The organism is Pseudonocardia sp. TMWB2A (assembly GCF_017312135.1).
This window is the reverse complement of record NZ_QKQY01000001.1, coordinates 1,491,301-1,507,465: the sequence shown is the minus strand read 5'-3', so window position 1 is coordinate 1,507,465 and position 16,165 is coordinate 1,491,301. Positions and strand designations below refer to the sequence as shown.

Below are 16,165 nucleotides of genomic sequence, written 5' to 3'. Positions count from 1 at the left end.
GGGAGGGGCCTCAAACGGCCTTGGTTTTACGCAGGCCAGTGAGAGAAAACTCCCCCCGCCAGGCCCGTTCGTGGAAGAAAAACACTACCGCATTGACGCATGGCTCCACCAACGCAATCCCGCCCGCCAGCGCGATGGATCCGGTGAAAATATAGGCAACCGAAAAGCCTACCAGCAAATGTAGCGCCAGAAAGCTGATGGTCTTGGCAAGGTCGCGGTTCATAATCTGTTTGTCCATCCTTGGCTTTATTTATAATGATAATCATTCGCAAATACAAGATGGCGTTTCCGGTCAGTGTGATTGGTGGAGGCGATAAGGCGGGGAGGGATAAAGCGTGAAGCGAGAAAGCTTGAATGCAGGGTGCGGTGCGGATGTGGATGAAGTTGGCAAGGTGAACGGCGGTGCTGTGGTTGCACGATGTGCTTCATGGCTGTGAGGGAATAGGTTCACTCGGAGGCGTGGGGGCGCGGAGTTTTTTATATTCACGCGAAGACGCGAAGGCGCGAAGATTTTTTGGTTCACGCGGAGGCGCTGAGGGAGAGGTAAAAATGGGGCCGTTGTGCTAGAGAAAAATGTCGGGCGGGCGGATAGGATGGTCCTGTTTTTGTCGCTGGGGAGTCCCGGAACGTAGATGCTAGGCAACGTGTGGTCTATGCGCCGACATCTATTCTCAGGCATACCCCTATTTGCCGCTTTGCGGCATTTAATCCTGCAAAATATTCGGGCATCTCCAGCCCTTCGATGCACCGCCCTTACGGGCGGAACTCAGGGCGAACGGAGAGTCAAACTCTCGCTCCCAAGCCTCTCCTTTCCTCTGCGTCTCTGCGCGAACCAAAAATCTTCGCGCCTTCGCGTGAATAATAAGGAGTGGAAGCCCGGCCTAGAAATTGACCGAACCTCGCGACCACATGCCAGCTTACCGGCCATCGGGACAAACCCCTACGAAAGGTCAGCCTTCAAAGCTTGGCATCCTCCTCTAAGCCGGTATAGCTATTAGCCATGCGCGCAAGGTTGCAACGATGGTTCGGGATTGGGAAGTCCGCTTCCAACCCTGCACCTGCGCCTGTCAGGGCTTCGGATACTGCCATGCCGCCACCGCCACCGCTTCCCCGAACCCCCATCCCGCAAGGCCATGTCCGCTGCATTGTCGAGCGCGCGTCGGTGTGTATGGGCGATGATGCGACAACGCCCAACCGGCGTTATTATGATGTGAAGGTGGATGCGGGGCTCGCCGACCTTGCGCTGTATCTGGTTGACCATATTGTGCGCGCGCGGCATTATCTGCCTTCGGTGCAAGGCGGGTCGACTTGGGTAGCGCGGGTCGACGGGCGACCGGTTGCGGTGGTCACCAAAGCAGATGGGTATGTTCACGCGGAAAACTCCGCTCCGTCGCATAAGCTTTATCGTGTCTTTCCGTTGCACCAAGCGGGGCATGAGGTGTCGCCTAATGCCCCTTTTCCTGTAAGCATTCCTCTCTATTTCGACTATTATCTCGCCAATGACCCGGAACGGATCGTGCAACAATTGACATTAGAGGGAAAAGCGGAGCGGCGATCGGGAGATCAGTTTCAGCAATAATAACATTTTTCGCTGCCATGTCCCTGCCGATATTCCGCGTGCCCATATTCTACTTGCGTCTTAGCGCGCTTCGCCATCCAGAAACGCGCTGACATCGGCCATTTCGACCTGCTTGTCGAGGAAGGTTTGGCCGATCCCGCGTGCAAGGAGGAAGGGGACATGGCCCCCGCTCGCTTTTTTGTCATGCGCCATATGCGCGGCCAGCGTTGCGCCATCGGCTTGGACCCCTGCGGCGGAGAGGCCGTCGGGCAAGCCGACGCTGCGCAAATGGGCCGCGACCCGTTCGGCATCCTGCCCGTTGCATAGCCCTTTGCGCACCGAATAGCGGTAAGCGAGCGCCATGCCTGCGGCGACCCCTTCGCCGTGGAGCAGCGTATCGGAAAAGCCGGTTTCGGCTTCGAGCGCATGGCCGAACGTGTGGCCAAGGTTGAGCAGCGCGCGGGTGCCGGTGGTTTCGCGCTCGTCCGCGCCAACAATCCGCGCTTTGGCGGCCACGCTATGCGCTATGGCATAAAGCCGCGCCTGCGCATCGCCTTCGAGCAATTTTTCGCCATTGGCTTCGCACCATTGGAAAAAATCCGCATCGTCGATCAGGCCATATTTGACCACTTCGGCATAGCCCGCGCGGCGGTCGCGCATCGGCAGGCTATCGAGGCTGGTGGGGTCGATCAGCACCAACACCGGTTGGTAAAAGGCCCCGACCAGATTTTTGCCCGCACCCGTATTGATGGCGGTCTTGCCGCCGACGCTCGAATCAACCTGCGCGAGCAAGGTCGTCGGGATCTGGATGAAATCGCAGCCGCGTTTGACGATGCTCGCGGCAAAGCCGGTGAGGTCGCCAATCACCCCGCCGCCGAGCGCAATAATCGCCTCCGACCGCTCGACCCCCAAGCCCAGCAGCGCATCGACCAGTTCGGCAAGATGCGCCCAGCTTTTGGTGCCCTCGCCGGGCGGTAAAATAATCGGCTGCGCGGTAATCCCTGCATCTTCCAGCGACGCGACGAGGCGCGAAAGCTGCGCGTCGGCCACATTGCGGTCGGTGACGATAATCGCCCGGTCGCGTTTCAGCCAAGGGGCGAGATGCCGCGCGGCATGGTCGATGAGACCATCGGCAATCATTACATCATAACGCCGATCGCCCAGCTCCACCGGCACAATGGTCATCGCGTCAATATCGGATATTATGCCGGCCATCGGGCAAGCTCCTCCATAATGGCTTTCACCGTTTCTTCGTGCGGCGCGCGGTTCGATTTTACGTGGATATGCGCTTCGGCATAGACGGGGTTACGCTTGGCCGCGAGGTCGGTCAGCACCTCGACCGGGTTTTTGCCTGACAGCAAAGGGCGTGTGTCGCGCCGCGAAACCCTGTCGGCAAGGATTGCAATATCGGCATCCAGCCAGATCGCCAGCCCCTTGGTCATGATGAGCGCGCGGGTTTCGTCATTCATGAACGCGCCGCCGCCGGTCGCCAGCACCATCGGCTTGTCACTCAATAGCCGCGCAATCACCCGCCGTTCGCCGTCGCGAAACCCGCTTTCGCCATAGCGGTCGAAAATGTCTGGGATGCTCATATCGGCGGCTTTTTCAATCTCCGCATCAGCATCGACAAATTGGAGGCCCAGCTTTGCGGCTAGCCTTTTTCCCACCGTCGTCTTGCCCACGCCCATCAGCCCGACCAGTACAAGCGGGCGGTCCGGCGCAAGCGCGGCGCTGGAAGGAAAAGACGAACGCATCGGGCGGCCTATAGAGGGGGGAGCGGGGGAGGGGAAGCGGCAAGGGCAATTATATGGGCTAGAATTTATGTCGGCGATTATAGGCATGTTTGTCGCGCGCGGCTTGCGCAACGCGGTCTGACCCACTATCGCCAGCCTATGTCACGACGCATTTATTTTCTGCTGATCGCTTTGGTAATCCTGTTCGGATTGCTGTTCCTCCTGTCGCGCATGGACGGCGAAAAGCCGGTCAAGCCTATGGAAGCGGCGGTCGTTGAACCCGCTCAGGCGAAACAGGATTAACATCAGCGCCCGGCGCGTGGTATCGGACGAACCGCATATGACAGCTCGACACGGCATTAAAACGCGCACCGCTTTCGGAACGGCCTTTGCCACGGCTTCGGCTATCGCCTTGCTGGCAGGGACGGCCTCGCTTATATTTGCGCCTGCGGTGGACGGGCAGGAATCGATCCTGCCGCCGGGCTTTGGCGGGCCTGAACCCAAGCAAAAGGCAGAGCCGAAGCAAAAGGGTGAACCCAAAACCAAAGGCCCGACGCGCGCCGAACCCAAAAAATCGTCCGAACCCAAAAAGACGGACGAGCCGCGTCCGGCATCACCGTCATCTGCTGCTGGTGCAGGGGCTGCGCCCCGACCCGTGAGTCCGGTGAGTCCGGCGGATCCGGCAGGTTCATCTGTGCCGCCCGGTCCGACCATGGGTGCAGGTGCTGTAGCGGGCGCGAGCGAATCAACCGCCACGCATGAAGCGGGCGCGGGCGATGAATTTACCCGCGTGCGCAAATATGATTTGCCGTCCGGATCGCGGCGCTCGCTTGAGCGTATCGGCCCGCTCACCCAAGCCGAAGGCGGGCTTCCGGCGGATGCTTTCTGGGGCGCGGGCGGCAATTATCTGTCTATCCTGATGGACAAGACCAATGCGCCCTTGGTGTCGCGTTGGGGGTCTATCCTGTTGCGCCGCGCGATGGTCTCTGCGGTCGATACACCGACCACGATTAATGGCGCGGATTTTGTCGCCTCGCGCGCGGACCTGTTGTTGCGCATGGGCGAAGCCAATGCGGCGCGCGAACTGCTCCAGAATGTCGATCCGGACAAGGCGACGCCCAAGCTGCTCCATACGGCGCTTGATATTTATATGGCCAATGCCGACCCCGGCGGCCTGTGTCCGCTCGTCCCGCGTGGCCTCCAGATCGGCAAGGATGCGCGCTGGGATTTGGCGCGCGGCATGTGCACCGGCCTGTCGGGCGATGCCAGCACGGCAGGCGTGATGATCGACCGCTCGGCGCGCAAGCCGGGGCTTGAGCCGATTGATGCGCGCTTGGCCGAGAAAATTTTGGGCGCAAGTGCCAATGGCCGCCGCTCGGTCAAGATTGAATGGGAGGGCGTCAAGCAATTGACCCCGTGGCGCTTCGGCCTCGCCACCGCCACCGCCGTTGAAATTCCGGATAATTTGTTCAAGACGGTCGGCTCCGATTATCGCGCTTGGCAAACGCTCGCGCCGATGACCTCGCTCAACGCGCGCGTCGCGTCTGCGCCCTATGCAGCGCAAATCGGCGTGCTGTCGAACAATGCCTATGTCGATCTGGTCAGCGCGGCCTTTGCCTCCGATGAGCGCGACGAAAAGACCACCGATGAAGCGCAAGCCTTGCGCGACGCTTATGTCGGTGCGACCTTGGGCGAGCGCATGACCGCCATCCGTTTGCTATGGGCCAATGCCGAAAAAAGCGGCGATCCTTATGCGGGCCAAGTGTTGACCGCGCGCGCGGCGGCGCGGCTTCCCGTCACCGACGAAGTGGGCGACGATATGGGCCGCCTCATCGCCTCGATGCTGAGCGCGGGGCTGGACACCAATGCGGCGGCATGGGCGCGGGTTGCCGAAGAAGGATCGGACGCTTGGGCGTTGCTCGCGGTCGGTGCGCCCAACCCGCTGAACGGCGTGGATGCAGGCGCGGTCGATGATTTCTCCGGCAATGACAACAGCCCCAATTATCTCAAGAGCAAAATCTTCCTCGCCTCGCTCGCAGGCCTTGGCCGCATCGACCAGAAGGAATTTGCAAGCGCGGCCAGCGACCTTGATATGAATATTTCGGGCAAGACCGCATGGGCGGCGGCTATCGGGAAAGCGGCGAATGACGGCCAGCAAGGCACGGTGGCCTTGCTCGCAGCGGTCGGTCTTCAGGGCGATAATTGGGGCAAGATGAACCCGATGCACTTGTATCATATCACGGCGGCGCTGCGCAAAGTCGGCCTCAATGCCGAAGCGCGGATGATTGCCGCCGAAGCCGTCGCGCGCAGCGGGTAAGCCGGTGACGCGCGCGGACGATCGGGCGCTCATCGACCGCTTCCTCGAAATGATGATGGCCGAGCGGGGCGCGGCGCGCAACACGCTGCTCGCCTATCGCACCGATCTTAACCAAGCCGCGGACGCCTTGCCGCAAGGACTGGTCGCTGCCGATGGCGGGGCGTTGCAAGGGCTGGTTGCGCAATGGCAGGATCTGGCCGCTTCAAGCGCGATGCGCAAAATGTCGGCGCTGCGCCATTTTTACCGCTTTCTTGTCGAAGAACGCATGATAGCGCACGACCCGTCCGAAATATTGGCGCGGCCCTGCGGCAGGAGGCCCTTGCCCAAAATCCTATCGCATGATGATGTCGGGCGGCTATTTGCGGAACTTGATGCCCGCATCGCTGCCGACCATCCGGCGATGGCCGATGTGCGGCTCCTCCTCATGCTCGAACTCCTCTATGGGTCGGGCCTGCGCGCAACCGAATTAGTGAGCCTGCCGCGCAATGCCATCGCGCCCGACCGGCCCTTCATGATTATCCGGGGCAAGGGCGGCAAGGACCGGCTGGTGCCCTTGTCCGACCGCGCGCGGCTGATTGCGGGGCGCTGGGCCGATTTTGTCAGCGACGATGCGCTGTGGCTCTTCCCTTCGGGAAAATCGCATATCTCGCGCATCCGTCTTTACCAGATGGTCAAGCAACTTGCCGCTGCCGTCGGTATCGACCCGCAGCGCATCAGCCCGCACGTCTTGCGCCATGCTTTTGCCACCCATTTGCTCGAAGGCGGCGCGGACCTGCGCGCGCTCCAGACCTTGCTTGGCCATGCCGATATTGCGACCACGGAAATCTACACCCATGTCGATAGCAAGCGCCTTGTCGATCTGGTCAATAAACGCCACCCGCTTGCGCGCCATTCGTTGAAACGCGACGTTGACGAGGGCGCGCGAGACGCTTAACCGCCTTTTCCCATGGTAAGCTTTCTTGATTTCGAAAAACAGGTCGCCGCGCTGGACCAGCGCATTACGGAACTGCGCGAAACCGCGGATGACAGTCCTGTCGACATCGAATCCGAAATTGCCAAGCTGGAAACCAAATCGGGCAAATTACTGTCCGATATTTATTCCAAGCTCACGCCCTGGCAGAAAACACAGGTCGCGCGCCATCCCGAACGCCCGCATTTCAAACATTATGTCGCGGCGCTGTTCGACGAATTTATCCCGCTAGCGGGCGACCGCGCCTTTGCCGATGATCAGGCTATATTGGGTGGCCTTGCGCGCATGGGCGAGCGGCGCATGGTCGTTATCGGCCATGAAAAAGGCGATGATACCGCAAGCCGCCTCAAACATAATTTCGGCATGGGCAAGCCCGAAGGCTATCGCAAAGCGATCCGCCTGATGCAGCTTGCCGACCGGTTCGGCTTGCCGGTGGTGACGCTGGTGGACACATCCGGCGCATTTCCGGGCGTTCAGGCCGAAGAACGCGGGCAGGCCGAAGCGATTGCCCGTTCGACCGAACAATGTCTGGCGCTCGGCGTGCCGATGGTTGCGGCGGTGGTTGGCGAAGGCGGCTCCGGCGGCGCGATTGCGCTGGCGGCGGCGAACCGCGTTTTGATGTTCGAACATGCGGTCTATTCGGTCATCTCGCCCGAAGGCTGTGCTTCCATCCTGTGGCGCACCGCCGACAAGGCGAGCGATGCCGCGATTGCGATGCAGGTGACCGCGCAAGACCTTAAAAAACTCGGCGTGATCGACGCGATTATCCCCGAACCTATTGGCGGGGCGCATCGCGATCCGGACAGCGCGATTGCTGCGCTCGGCACCGCGATAGCGGAGGAATTGGACTCATTGAGCGGTAAAACGGCCCAATGGCTGCGCCATGACCGCGAAGAAAAATTCCTTAAAATGGGTAGCATCTGACCCTAAGGGACGGCCTTAAAGCTCTCCTTGTCCTGAACGCACCGGCCATGCCCGGTTCATTCCCGTTTTCATAAAATATTGTAACTGGAACCGTTCGACTTGCGTCGGGTTATAGGTTCGAAATAGCCATGACGTTGGATCATTATGGCCATCGCAATATTGATGAGAGGGGTCTGCCATGAAAAATAAGCTTATTCCGGGAATCGCCGCGCTTGCTTTGCTGGGCGGCGGGATGGTCGGGACAATGGCAACGGCGCAAAGCGCCCGATCCATTTCGGCCACCGACAAAGCCGAAGGCGCAAAAGCGCATCCGCAATTGTTGAACGAATTTGGCGGTGCTTATACGTCCGGCGCGCAAAGCGCCTATGTGACGCGCGTGGGGCAAAATATTGCCGTGCAGTCGGGGCTGTCCAATGCGCGCAGCGATTTTACCGTGACCTTGCTCAACTCGCCGGCGAACAATGCGTTCGCGATTCCGGGCGGCTATGTCTATGTCACGCGCCAGCTGATGGGGCTGATGAATGACGAGGCGGAACTGGCCGGGGTATTGGGCCATGAAGTCGGCCATGTCGCCGCGCGCCATTCTCAAAAACGGCAAAAGGCCAGCACGCGCAACAGTATATTGGGTGCGATCGGCTCGATAGTGGGCGCCGCTATTGGTGGTGACGGTGGCGGTTTTGGCGGATTGATCGGGCGCGGGCTGCAAGAATACTCGGGCACCTTGGCTCAGGTCTTCACGCTGAAATTTTCGCGGTCACAAGAAACGCAGGCCGATGATCTGGGCATCAATTATCTGCGCCGCGCGGGCTATGATACCGATGCGCTATCGTCGATGCTCGCATCGCTGGCCAACCAGACCAATTTGGAGGCGCAAGTTTCAGGGCAAAATGCGCGCTCTATGCCCGAATGGGCGAGCACCCACCCCGATCCTGCGTCGCGCGTGACCCGTGCGCTCAATCAGGCGCGTAAAGTGGGCGGCACCGAAGGGATGCGTAACCGCGACCAGTTTCTGAACGCGCTCGATGGCGTGATGTATGATGATGACCCGCGCCAGGGCGTGGTCGAAGGCAATAGCTTTCGCCATCCCGACCTCAAACTCGCTTTCACCATTCCCAACGGATATGGCATGTCGAACGGCACCAGCGCGGTGACGATTTCGGGCACCAACGGCAAAGCGATGTTCACCACGCAGCGTTATGACGGCAATATGCAAAATTATGTCGATACCGCATTGAAGGCCGTGCTGGGCAATGCGCAGGCGCAATATGGCGAGACTAATCGCACGACGATCAACGGAATTCCGGCCTATTTCCGCGCGGCGCGCGCGGCGACGCAACAGGGGCAAGTCGATGTGATGGTCGTGGCCTATGAATTTTCGCCGAGCAATGCCTATCATTTTGTCACTATGACACAGGCGGGGCGTTCGGATGCGTTCAACCCGATGTTCAACAGTGTGCGGCGCCTGTCAGCGTCCGAAGCGGCACAAATCCGTCCGCGCCGGATTGATGTGGTGACGGTGGGCGCTGGTGATACGGTCGCACGTCTTGCCGCGCGCATGGCTTATCCCAATTACCAGCAAGAACGGTTTATGGTGTTGAATGGCCTCAAATCAGGCGAAGGTTTGACACGTGGGCAACGGGTCAAAATTGTGACCTATTAATAAAGAATAAATAAAAGAATACATATTGTTCTAAAATATATTAAAATCATAAATAAAAGGCGGCTGCCATATGGCAACCGCCTTTATATTTTTTAATCTTTGATGATTAGTTCACGCCAGCGTGAGCCGCTTCCATCTTGTCAGCGCCCTTTTGGAAGGTGCCCGAAATCGCGCCACCGAGTGCGCCGAAAGCAGTGATGCCAGCAACAGCAATAAGTGCAGCGATAAGGCCATATTCAATAGCGGTCGCAGCTTCGTTGTTACGAATCATTTTCTTGACGAATTTCATGTTTGGTCTCCTTGGTCTCAAGCTTCAATTTACCCGGTTGAATGATTTGTCATCCAACAAGAGGGAGGTTTAAAGCGGAAAGGTTTTTAATTTCTTAAAGCTCCGAAATTTTTTACGATTTTGTTGCTTCGACGGTTTTGACCTGAACGGTTGCCCACATATCACCATTGGCATCCGCAAACGCAGAAATGGCAGTAAGGGCACCCAAACAGATGATGGCCGCAATCAGCCCATATTCAACAGCCGTCGCGGCGCGCTCGCACCGCAGCAGGCGGAGTAACTTGGTCATGGTTGCTCGCCCCGATATAATAGTTCCTGAAATGCGCTTATGGGGCCGCTATAATTAAGAAATTATTATGAAATCGGCGGAGGTGTAAAATAATGTTGATGGTCGTCGCGGCCGCTCTTCAGGACGGGGACGGGCGGATATTGGTGCAACAGCGTCCCGAAGGCACACAGATGGCAGGCTTGTGGGAATTTCCCGGCGGCAAGCTGGAAGCAGGCGAAACACCCGAAGCGGCGTTGGTGCGCGAACTGGACGAAGAATTAGGCATAAAGGTGGATGTGGCCGATTTGACGCCCTGCCATTTTGCGAGCGCGCCTTTGGGAGAGCGGCATTTGCTGCTGTTACTCTATCGCTGCACCCGCTGGACGGGAACGCCGGTCGCGCATCATGCGCGCGCGATACAATGGTTGCGCCCCCATGAGATGGAAGGCTTACCCATGCCGCCCGCCGACCTTCCCTTCATCGACGCGCTGCGCCTTTACAGCGAAGCACGCGCGGGCGGGGTCCAACCGATAAAATAGAGCAGGTTAAACTGCTCGGCTATCCGGCCTTCATCATCCGCGAGTGTTTCAAAAGCGGCGCGCAACGCGGCGGCACTTTCCCGCGTAAACGGTCGCACAGACCCGTTAAGCTTATTGGTAAGGCCACTCCCGCGCAGATCGCCGACCAGATTGTCGAAGCTGCGATAGCGCACCGTCAACGGCTCGCTATCCGCCATCGGCATCTGGTAGCCACAGCGGTGGAGCAAATCGCCCATCGCGCGCACGTCGATTTGCGGATGGAAGCGCGCAACACCCTGTTCGCTGGCAAGGCCGCGCATCACCCCGCGCAGCGTGTCGAGCGTGCCTGCCCCCATGCACAGGCCGAGCAATACGCCTTCGGGCCGCAACAGTGTGCGGCACTGGATGAGCGCCCCCGGCACGTCATTGACGCTGTCGACCCCGCCATTCCATAAAATAAGGTCGAAGGAGGCAGGGGACAATCCGCTCGCGATAAGCTGGTCCTCGTCGCTATGAAGGGCATGGGCTGCGCGAGCAAAGAGCGCGCCATGTTCGACCAAGGTTAATGCAAAGCCGCGCGCTTCAAGCCGCGCGACCAGCGTCCGGTCTTGCGCGCCAATGAGCAGCACATCCTTCACCGGACGCTGCACATCATCAAGCCGTTCTTCCAGCCGCTCGCTCATAATCGGCGCAAGGAAATCGGACGCGCGTTCGCCTGCACGAGCCGCCATCACCGCCATACGGTCGCGATGGAGTCGGCGGCGGCGGACATCGAAAATCTGCGGCGGAGCGGCGGCGAGCGTGGTCATGATGGCGGGCTTGTGCCTTGGTTGTGGCTGGTTCACAAGAGGCGAATGGGGAAGGGGTTGAAATGGATGGAAAAGCTGGTGCGCGGCGCGGTCGATTATGCGCTGCCGCCGCGCTGTCCTTCATGCGGGGTGATGGTCGAAGCCGATGACCGTTTCTGCCTGCCCTGCTGGTCAAAACTGGATTTTTTAGGGCCGCCTTGGTGTGCGCGCTGCCAGATGCCGTTGGACGATGCGGCGCTGGAGGGTGATTGGTGCGCCGCCTGCCTTGCGCAAGAACCGCCTTATGATAGGGTCAGCGCGGTGGTCGCCTATACGCCGCAAAGCGGGGCGCTCGTTCTGAAGCTCAAATATGGTCGCCGCACCGGACTGGCGCGGCTGATCGCCACCCATATGCTGCGCCATGTGCCGCAGGATAGCGACGAAGGGGAAGGCGGCGGCGAATGGCTGCTCGTGCCGGTGCCGTTGCACCCGATGCGCTTATGGGAGCGCGGTTTCAACCAGTCGCTCCTCATCGCGCGCCACTTGGGCAAGCGGACAGGGTTTACGGTGATGCCCGACCTGCTGCGCCGTACCAAAAGGACGCGGCCCTTGAAAGGCCTCAACCCTGCGCAGCGCGACAAAGAGGTGCGCGCGGTGTTCGCGCTGGCACCCGACGGCAAGGCGCACGTCAAAGGGCGGCGCATCCTTCTGGTCGATGATGTCTTTACCAGCGGTGCAACCGCGCGGGCCTGTGCGCGTAAGTTAAAGCAAGCGGGCGCGGCGGAAGTGCGGATTTTCTGCTGGGCGCGCGTGGTGCCCCGGCGCGCGGCGCTTGACTTGGGGCTGCCGGATTCCGATATGCCGGAGGACAAGGAACGGGGCTGGCGAGCAAGTAAGACGTTAAGGAATGAAAATGCCCAAGGTTGAAATCTACTCCAAATTTACCTGCCCCTATTGCGCGCGCGCCAAGATGCTGCTCGACCAGAAGGGCGTCGCGTATGAAGAATATGAAATCAGCATGGGCGGCCCCAAGCGCACCGAAATGCTGGAGCGCGCCAATGGCCGCACGACCGTGCCGCAAATTTTCATCAACGGCTATCATGTCGGCGGATCGGATGATCTGGCCGAACTGGAACGCGCCGGAAAGCTTGACGCGCTGCTCGCGGCCCCGGCGGATTAAGCCGATAGGGTCCGCGCCTTATGATCCTGTTCGACCTTCAATGCGGCCAGTGCAGCCACAGGTTTGAAGCCTGGTTTGCTTCTTCGCCTGCTTATGAGGCGCAGAAGGAACGGGGCCAGCTTGCCTGCCCGCTTTGCATGGGGAGCGCGGTGCGCAAAGCGCCGATGGCTCCGCGTTTGAACGGCGTCGGGCGCGAGGATGGGCCGCCACATGCTGTCGCCGATGCCCCCGCCGCCGCGCAAGGCGTATCCGAAGCCGACATGGCCAAGCTCCATATGGCGATGACCAAAGCGGCGGCGGCGCAGGCGGATATGCTCAAACAATCGCAATGGGTCGGCAATAAATTTGCCGAGCAAGCGCGCGCCATCCATTATGGCGAAGCCCCGGCGCAGGCGATTCACGGCGAGGTCGATAAGGCCGAAGCCAAAAATCTCCATGCCGAAGGGGTCAAAGTCGCGCCGCTCCTTTTTCCGGTCGTCCCGCCCGAACAGCAAAATTGACGCAAGCCCGCGCGCGCATTACGGGGAAGCCTTGGCGCGCCCATAGCTCAGCAGGATAGAGCACCAGATTCCTAATCTGGGGGCCACAGGTTCGAATCCTGTTGGGCGCACCATTTCATTACAAAGGTAGACGTTTTTTGTCTTGAAGAGGGCGGAGGTTGCACTCGCGCAAGCGTGGCTTTGGCACTGCGGCTTCGTATTTTCTACCCAGCGCCGAAATCGAAGTGCGGCGAAGCGGTCGCGAAGGCTAGCATCATTTGCTTTGATTAAAACTTGCTCCGTCAATTCCAGCAGTCGCGTAATTGCCGCTACGGCTTTTCGCGAACAGCAATCTAGCGGGTGCGCCTATCCTGCCTTTCGTCCGTCGCCAGAATATCGTGTTATACCCGTGCTTACCTTCGCAGGCTGAACTCTACCGGGACCGTCAATGTCACGACATCCGGCATGTCGTTCGGGATTGCGGGTAAGGGCTGCGCGCGCTGCAATGTTTCCAACGCCGCATCGTCTAATGTGCGAAAGCCGGACCCCCTTTGTATCGAAGCCGATAGCACAGCCCCCGCGCGGTTCATTTTGAATCTGATATAGACGACGCCTTGTTGCCGTGCCGCGCGCGCGCGCGCAGGGTAACGCCGATACTGTTCAAGATGGGCGAGAAGCCGGCCTTCCCAATTGGCTTTGTTGCCAGAGATGCGTTCTGCGGATGGCGCGGCCTGTGCGGTCGGCGGGGATTGTGAAGGTGGAGCCGCCTGCGCTGGCGGTGTTGCTGGTGCAGGCGCCGCCATTTTTTCCGGCACAGGGTTTGCGGGGGCAAGGCCAAAATCGGCTGGTCGTTGTACCGGAGGATATGGCTGGACGGGCAATGTACGAAGGGGCGTTATATCTTGTGGTGCTGCGGGTTGTTGCATTTTTTCAACCGGCTTGGCGTCTTCAGGATGGTCGTCTATATTCTGGATTTCGCGCGGCGGAGAGGTAAGGGGGGAAAGCTCCATCACGAGCGGCGCTTTGGCGGTCATCATCGGCGATTTTTTTATCTCATCCCAACCGAAATATGCCGCCCCGACAATGGCAATAGTCGCGGTTACAGTACCAAAGGAGCCAAACAACCGCGTGCGCCAATCCTGTCCGGCATAGCGGCTATGGCTGTCCGTTAAGCGATAAAAGCCGGGCGGAGAAATCGCGGGGGACGGAGCAGATGTCGAGCGTCCATAGGCCGCATTATCATATTCTTTTTCAGCGCCTGGCCGCAGGCGCTGGGCTACGAGGTCAGCGGTCATGGCGCGTCATGCCCACAATGCTTTTACGGGTGACGATCCATAGCAGACATCCAAACATGACTGCGGCCGTTGCGGTAGCCAGACGCCATCCCGGATGAGCGGACAGGCAGAAGATTAGAAATCCGATGATGATCCCCGCAGAAGCCGCAATCTTGGCTTTGCGGGGAATGACTTTATGCTCGCGCCACATCCGGATTGGCGCGCCAAAGCGAGGGTGCGTTAACAACCATTGTTCCAATTTCTGCGATGAGCGCGCAAAACAACCGGTGGCAAGGATAAGGAATATCGTCGTCGGCATCAACGGGAGCAATGCTCCAATAACGCCAAGTGCTACGCATATAAACCCTAGGAGAAGCCAGCCATAGCGGGCGATCCGGTCAATATGCCCGGTGGGATTACGCTTGGCCAAATTGGTCTTCCACAAGCTGGTATACGCGAGAAAATGCGGATTTTGCACCTTCGAACGCGCGTTGCTCTTCGGATTCCGATAGGTTGATATCGTCAAGCGCGGCGGTAAATTTGCGCCAATGCTGCGCGCGCCCGTCGGGGTGGCCGGCAAGATGGCGTGCGCCTCTTTCGCTATCGAAGCCCAGTGTCATGGCCGCTTTATAGAGAAAAGCGGCACCAAGATTTGACCCCTCGGCAACATAAAGCCAGCCCAATGCTGTGGCAAAATCGATTGCCTCGGGTTCAAATTCAGGCGTTGTTTGCGGCATGTCTACGCGCCGTCCCAGATCGGCAATATCCTGACCGATAAGGTCCCACCTGCGGCGTATCTCAAGATCCGGCAGGGCGGCTTGAAGGTCCGGATCTTCATATAGTGCGGCGATATCGCGGTGGAATTTATATTGGACTTGCAAGAAACGGCCATAGCCGTCGCTGTCGGCAAATGGCTTATAAGCCATGATCCTTTTATCCAGTCTTTCATGCGCCGCATGGGTCGCTGCTTTCAATCGCTTGGCGCGACCTTCTTCAACAAGGTCCATGGCGAGTTCGGATGCTGTTTTGCTCAAGATGCGCTCTTCCCTGAAAAAATTGACGGGTGGAGCAGCTCAAGTTGCGAGCTTTGGCTGATTCCACTACATGCTCAACGTCTGGCAGAATTAAAATTCCGGAAAAACTTACGCCTCCGGCTATCTGATGGTCACAATCCGGAGCCAGGGCGATACATGTTGAACATCAAGCGCGTGGGCTGAAGACAGCGCGGCCAAGGCTGCGTCGGGATCATCGAGATTATAAACCCCGGTGACATGATAGGGTTGGCGGGTCGCATGACGGACAATGATGCGTCCCTTATACCAAGGGCGCAAAGCATTGAGGACATCCGTGATCGGGCGGTCATTGACGATCAATTTTTTGTCGACCCAAGCGGCAACATGATTGACGCGAATGTCTTTGCGCAAAAATTTTCCTGCACCGGTCAATTGTACGGATTCGCCGGGGCGTAGTTTTTCACTGTGGGGAGATGAGCGATCCCTATCGGACACTCCGACCATGCCGCGACGGACGGCAATGGTGGCGTCATCATCCTCCAACCCAACCTCGAACGCCGTGCCAAGGACGGTGGTCTCGCTTGATCCGGCCCGCACCTTGAAAGGTCGGGCAGCGTCATGGGCAACGTCGAAAAAGGCTGCACCGCGTAACAGGCTGACGGACCGGACCGGACCATCTATGTTGAAAGCGATGGCCGATTGGGGCGCGAGATGGACTTTGCTGCCATCCGCGAGCGTCATTGCCCGGACTTCTCCGGCAGACGTCACCTGATCTGATCGCACGCGTAGTACCAACTCGGGTCCGGCTAACCATAAAAGCAGGATTGTTGCCGCAATCGAGGCGCCAAACGCCCAACCGGGCTTGCGTCTTTGGTAAATAGGCAGGCGGTTAAACGGAATGACTGTTTCGTCTTGTTGGCCGCTCTCTCCGGCCGCATTGATGAGCCGGGAGATGCGCACGGTTTCATTCCAAGCCAAAAGATGATCTGTATCCGCCGCAATCCAAGCGTTGAACGCGGCGCGCACTTCTGCATTGTCTGGATCGTCTTCAAGTAGCACGAACCAGTTGCTGGCCTGACGGCTATATCTTTCATGCGCTCTTTCTTGACCGTGCCCCGAAACCATTATCTTACCCTATGTCATTATTGGCACCGTCGAAAGAATGTTATCGCTATGCCTTATTCCTACAACGGA

Annotated in this window: 20 protein-coding genes and 1 tRNA gene; 11 read left to right on the top strand and 10 right to left on the bottom strand. The window is 58.9% G+C overall.

Features of this window, described 5'->3' with window-relative positions; genetic code table 11:
- Positions 1-10: 10 nt before the first annotated feature.
- Positions 11-238 (bottom strand): DUF2061 domain-containing protein, encoded by a 228-nt coding sequence (locus DMP17_RS07000; protein ID WP_337828344.1) that lies wholly within the window; start codon positions 236-238, stop codon positions 11-13.
- Positions 239-1,168: 930 nt separating this feature from the next.
- Here DMP17_RS07000 and DMP17_RS06995 point away from each other — a divergent pair.
- On the top strand, positions 1,169-1,579 hold the full coding sequence (locus DMP17_RS06995; protein WP_337828343.1) for a hypothetical protein: 411 nt from the start codon (positions 1,169-1,171) through the stop codon (positions 1,577-1,579).
- 60 nt (positions 1,580-1,639) lie between these two features.
- Here DMP17_RS06995 and aroB read toward each other — a convergent pair whose 3' ends face one another.
- Both aroB and DMP17_RS06985 read right to left on the bottom strand, forming a co-directional pair.
- On the bottom strand, positions 1,640-2,773 hold the full coding sequence (gene aroB, locus DMP17_RS06990; protein ID WP_337828342.1) for a 3-dehydroquinate synthase: 1,134 nt from the start codon (positions 2,771-2,773) through the stop codon (positions 1,640-1,642).
- A complete protein-coding gene (locus DMP17_RS06985) occupies positions 2,761-3,312 on the bottom strand; it encodes a shikimate kinase (RefSeq protein WP_337828341.1) in 552 nt (183 codons plus the stop codon). The genes aroB and DMP17_RS06985 overlap by 13 nt, the downstream gene beginning before the upstream one ends.
- A 138-nt stretch (positions 3,313-3,450) precedes the next feature.
- Between DMP17_RS06985 and DMP17_RS06980 the strand changes: the two genes are divergently transcribed.
- The 5 genes from DMP17_RS06980 to DMP17_RS06960 all read left to right on the top strand — a co-directional run bounded on the left by DMP17_RS06980 (position 3,451) and on the right by DMP17_RS06960 (position 9,162).
- On the top strand, positions 3,451-3,594 hold the full coding sequence (locus DMP17_RS06980) for a hypothetical protein (protein WP_337828340.1): 144 nt from the start codon (positions 3,451-3,453) through the stop codon (positions 3,592-3,594).
- A 16-nt stretch (positions 3,595-3,610) separates the two neighbouring features.
- A complete protein-coding gene (locus DMP17_RS06975; protein WP_337828339.1) occupies positions 3,611-5,608 on the top strand; it encodes a hypothetical protein in 1,998 nt (665 codons plus the stop codon).
- Between the two features lie 4 nt (positions 5,609-5,612).
- The gene (locus DMP17_RS06970; protein ID WP_337828338.1) at positions 5,613-6,542 is read left to right on the top strand and encodes a tyrosine recombinase; all 930 of its coding nucleotides are present in this window, start codon (positions 5,613-5,615) and stop codon (positions 6,540-6,542) included.
- Between the two features lie 12 nt (positions 6,543-6,554).
- Positions 6,555-7,502, top strand: coding sequence for an acetyl-CoA carboxylase carboxyltransferase subunit alpha (locus tag DMP17_RS06965; protein ID WP_337828337.1), 948 nt, complete (start codon positions 6,555-6,557; stop codon positions 7,500-7,502).
- A 178-nt stretch (positions 7,503-7,680) separates the two neighbouring features.
- On the top strand, positions 7,681-9,162 hold the full coding sequence (locus DMP17_RS06960; RefSeq protein WP_337828336.1) for a M48 family metalloprotease: 1,482 nt from the start codon (positions 7,681-7,683) through the stop codon (positions 9,160-9,162).
- A gap of 106 nt (positions 9,163-9,268) precedes the next feature.
- Here the strand turns inward: DMP17_RS06960 and DMP17_RS06955 are convergent, their stop codons facing one another.
- Positions 9,269-9,451: a Flp family type IVb pilin gene (locus tag DMP17_RS06955; RefSeq protein ID WP_337828335.1), complete on the bottom strand. Its 183-nt coding sequence runs from the start codon at positions 9,449-9,451 to the stop codon at positions 9,269-9,271.
- 112 nt (positions 9,452-9,563) lie between these two features.
- Positions 9,564-9,740, bottom strand: coding sequence for a Flp family type IVb pilin (locus DMP17_RS06950; protein WP_337828334.1), 177 nt, complete (start codon positions 9,738-9,740; stop codon positions 9,564-9,566).
- A gap of 92 nt (positions 9,741-9,832) precedes the next feature.
- On the opposite strand from DMP17_RS06950, the gene DMP17_RS06945 reads away from it, so the two are divergent.
- Positions 9,833-10,258, top strand: coding sequence for a (deoxy)nucleoside triphosphate pyrophosphohydrolase (locus DMP17_RS06945; RefSeq protein ID WP_337828333.1), 426 nt, complete (start codon positions 9,833-9,835; stop codon positions 10,256-10,258).
- Here the strand turns inward: DMP17_RS06945 and DMP17_RS06940 are convergent.
- The gene (locus DMP17_RS06940; protein WP_337828332.1) at positions 10,216-11,046 is read right to left on the bottom strand and encodes a hypothetical protein; all 831 of its coding nucleotides are present in this window, start codon (positions 11,044-11,046) and stop codon (positions 10,216-10,218) included. The genes DMP17_RS06945 and DMP17_RS06940 overlap by 43 nt on opposite strands.
- Before the next feature lie 66 nt (positions 11,047-11,112).
- On the opposite strand from DMP17_RS06940, the gene DMP17_RS06935 reads away from it, so the two are divergent.
- The 4 genes from DMP17_RS06935 to DMP17_RS06920 all read left to right on the top strand — a co-directional run bounded on the left by DMP17_RS06935 (position 11,113) and on the right by DMP17_RS06920 (position 12,818).
- Positions 11,113-11,952: a ComF family protein gene (locus DMP17_RS06935; RefSeq protein ID WP_337828331.1), complete on the top strand. Its 840-nt coding sequence runs from the start codon at positions 11,113-11,115 to the stop codon at positions 11,950-11,952.
- Positions 11,939-12,205, top strand: a complete 267-nt coding sequence (grxC, locus tag DMP17_RS06930; RefSeq protein WP_337828330.1) for a glutaredoxin 3 — start codon at positions 11,939-11,941, stop codon at positions 12,203-12,205. Before DMP17_RS06935 ends, grxC begins: the two co-directional genes overlap by 14 nt.
- A 20-nt stretch (positions 12,206-12,225) precedes the next feature.
- Entirely contained in the window at positions 12,226-12,705 is a 480-nt protein-coding gene (locus tag DMP17_RS06925; protein ID WP_337828329.1) for a DUF1178 family protein, read from the top strand.
- 36 nt (positions 12,706-12,741) lie between these two features.
- A tRNA-Arg gene (locus DMP17_RS06920) sits at positions 12,742-12,818 on the top strand.
- 279 nt (positions 12,819-13,097) lie between these two features.
- On the opposite strand, the gene DMP17_RS06915 is transcribed toward DMP17_RS06920, so the two are convergent.
- From DMP17_RS06915 to DMP17_RS06900, 4 genes are all read right to left on the bottom strand, one after another.
- A complete protein-coding gene (locus DMP17_RS06915) occupies positions 13,098-13,979 on the bottom strand; it encodes an energy transducer TonB family protein (RefSeq protein WP_337828328.1) in 882 nt (293 codons plus the stop codon).
- Complete coding sequence (locus tag DMP17_RS06910) at positions 13,969-14,388, bottom strand: YbaN family protein (RefSeq protein ID WP_337828327.1); 420 nt, start codon at positions 14,386-14,388, stop codon at positions 13,969-13,971. The genes DMP17_RS06915 and DMP17_RS06910 overlap by 11 nt, the downstream gene beginning before the upstream one ends.
- Positions 14,375-14,992, bottom strand: coding sequence for a biliverdin-producing heme oxygenase (locus DMP17_RS06905; protein WP_337828326.1), 618 nt, complete (start codon positions 14,990-14,992; stop codon positions 14,375-14,377). The genes DMP17_RS06910 and DMP17_RS06905 overlap by 14 nt, the downstream gene beginning before the upstream one ends.
- A gap of 120 nt (positions 14,993-15,112) precedes the next feature.
- Positions 15,113-16,096, bottom strand: coding sequence for a FecR family protein (locus DMP17_RS06900; protein ID WP_337828325.1), 984 nt, complete (start codon positions 16,094-16,096; stop codon positions 15,113-15,115).
- Positions 16,097-16,165 lie beyond the last annotated feature (69 nt).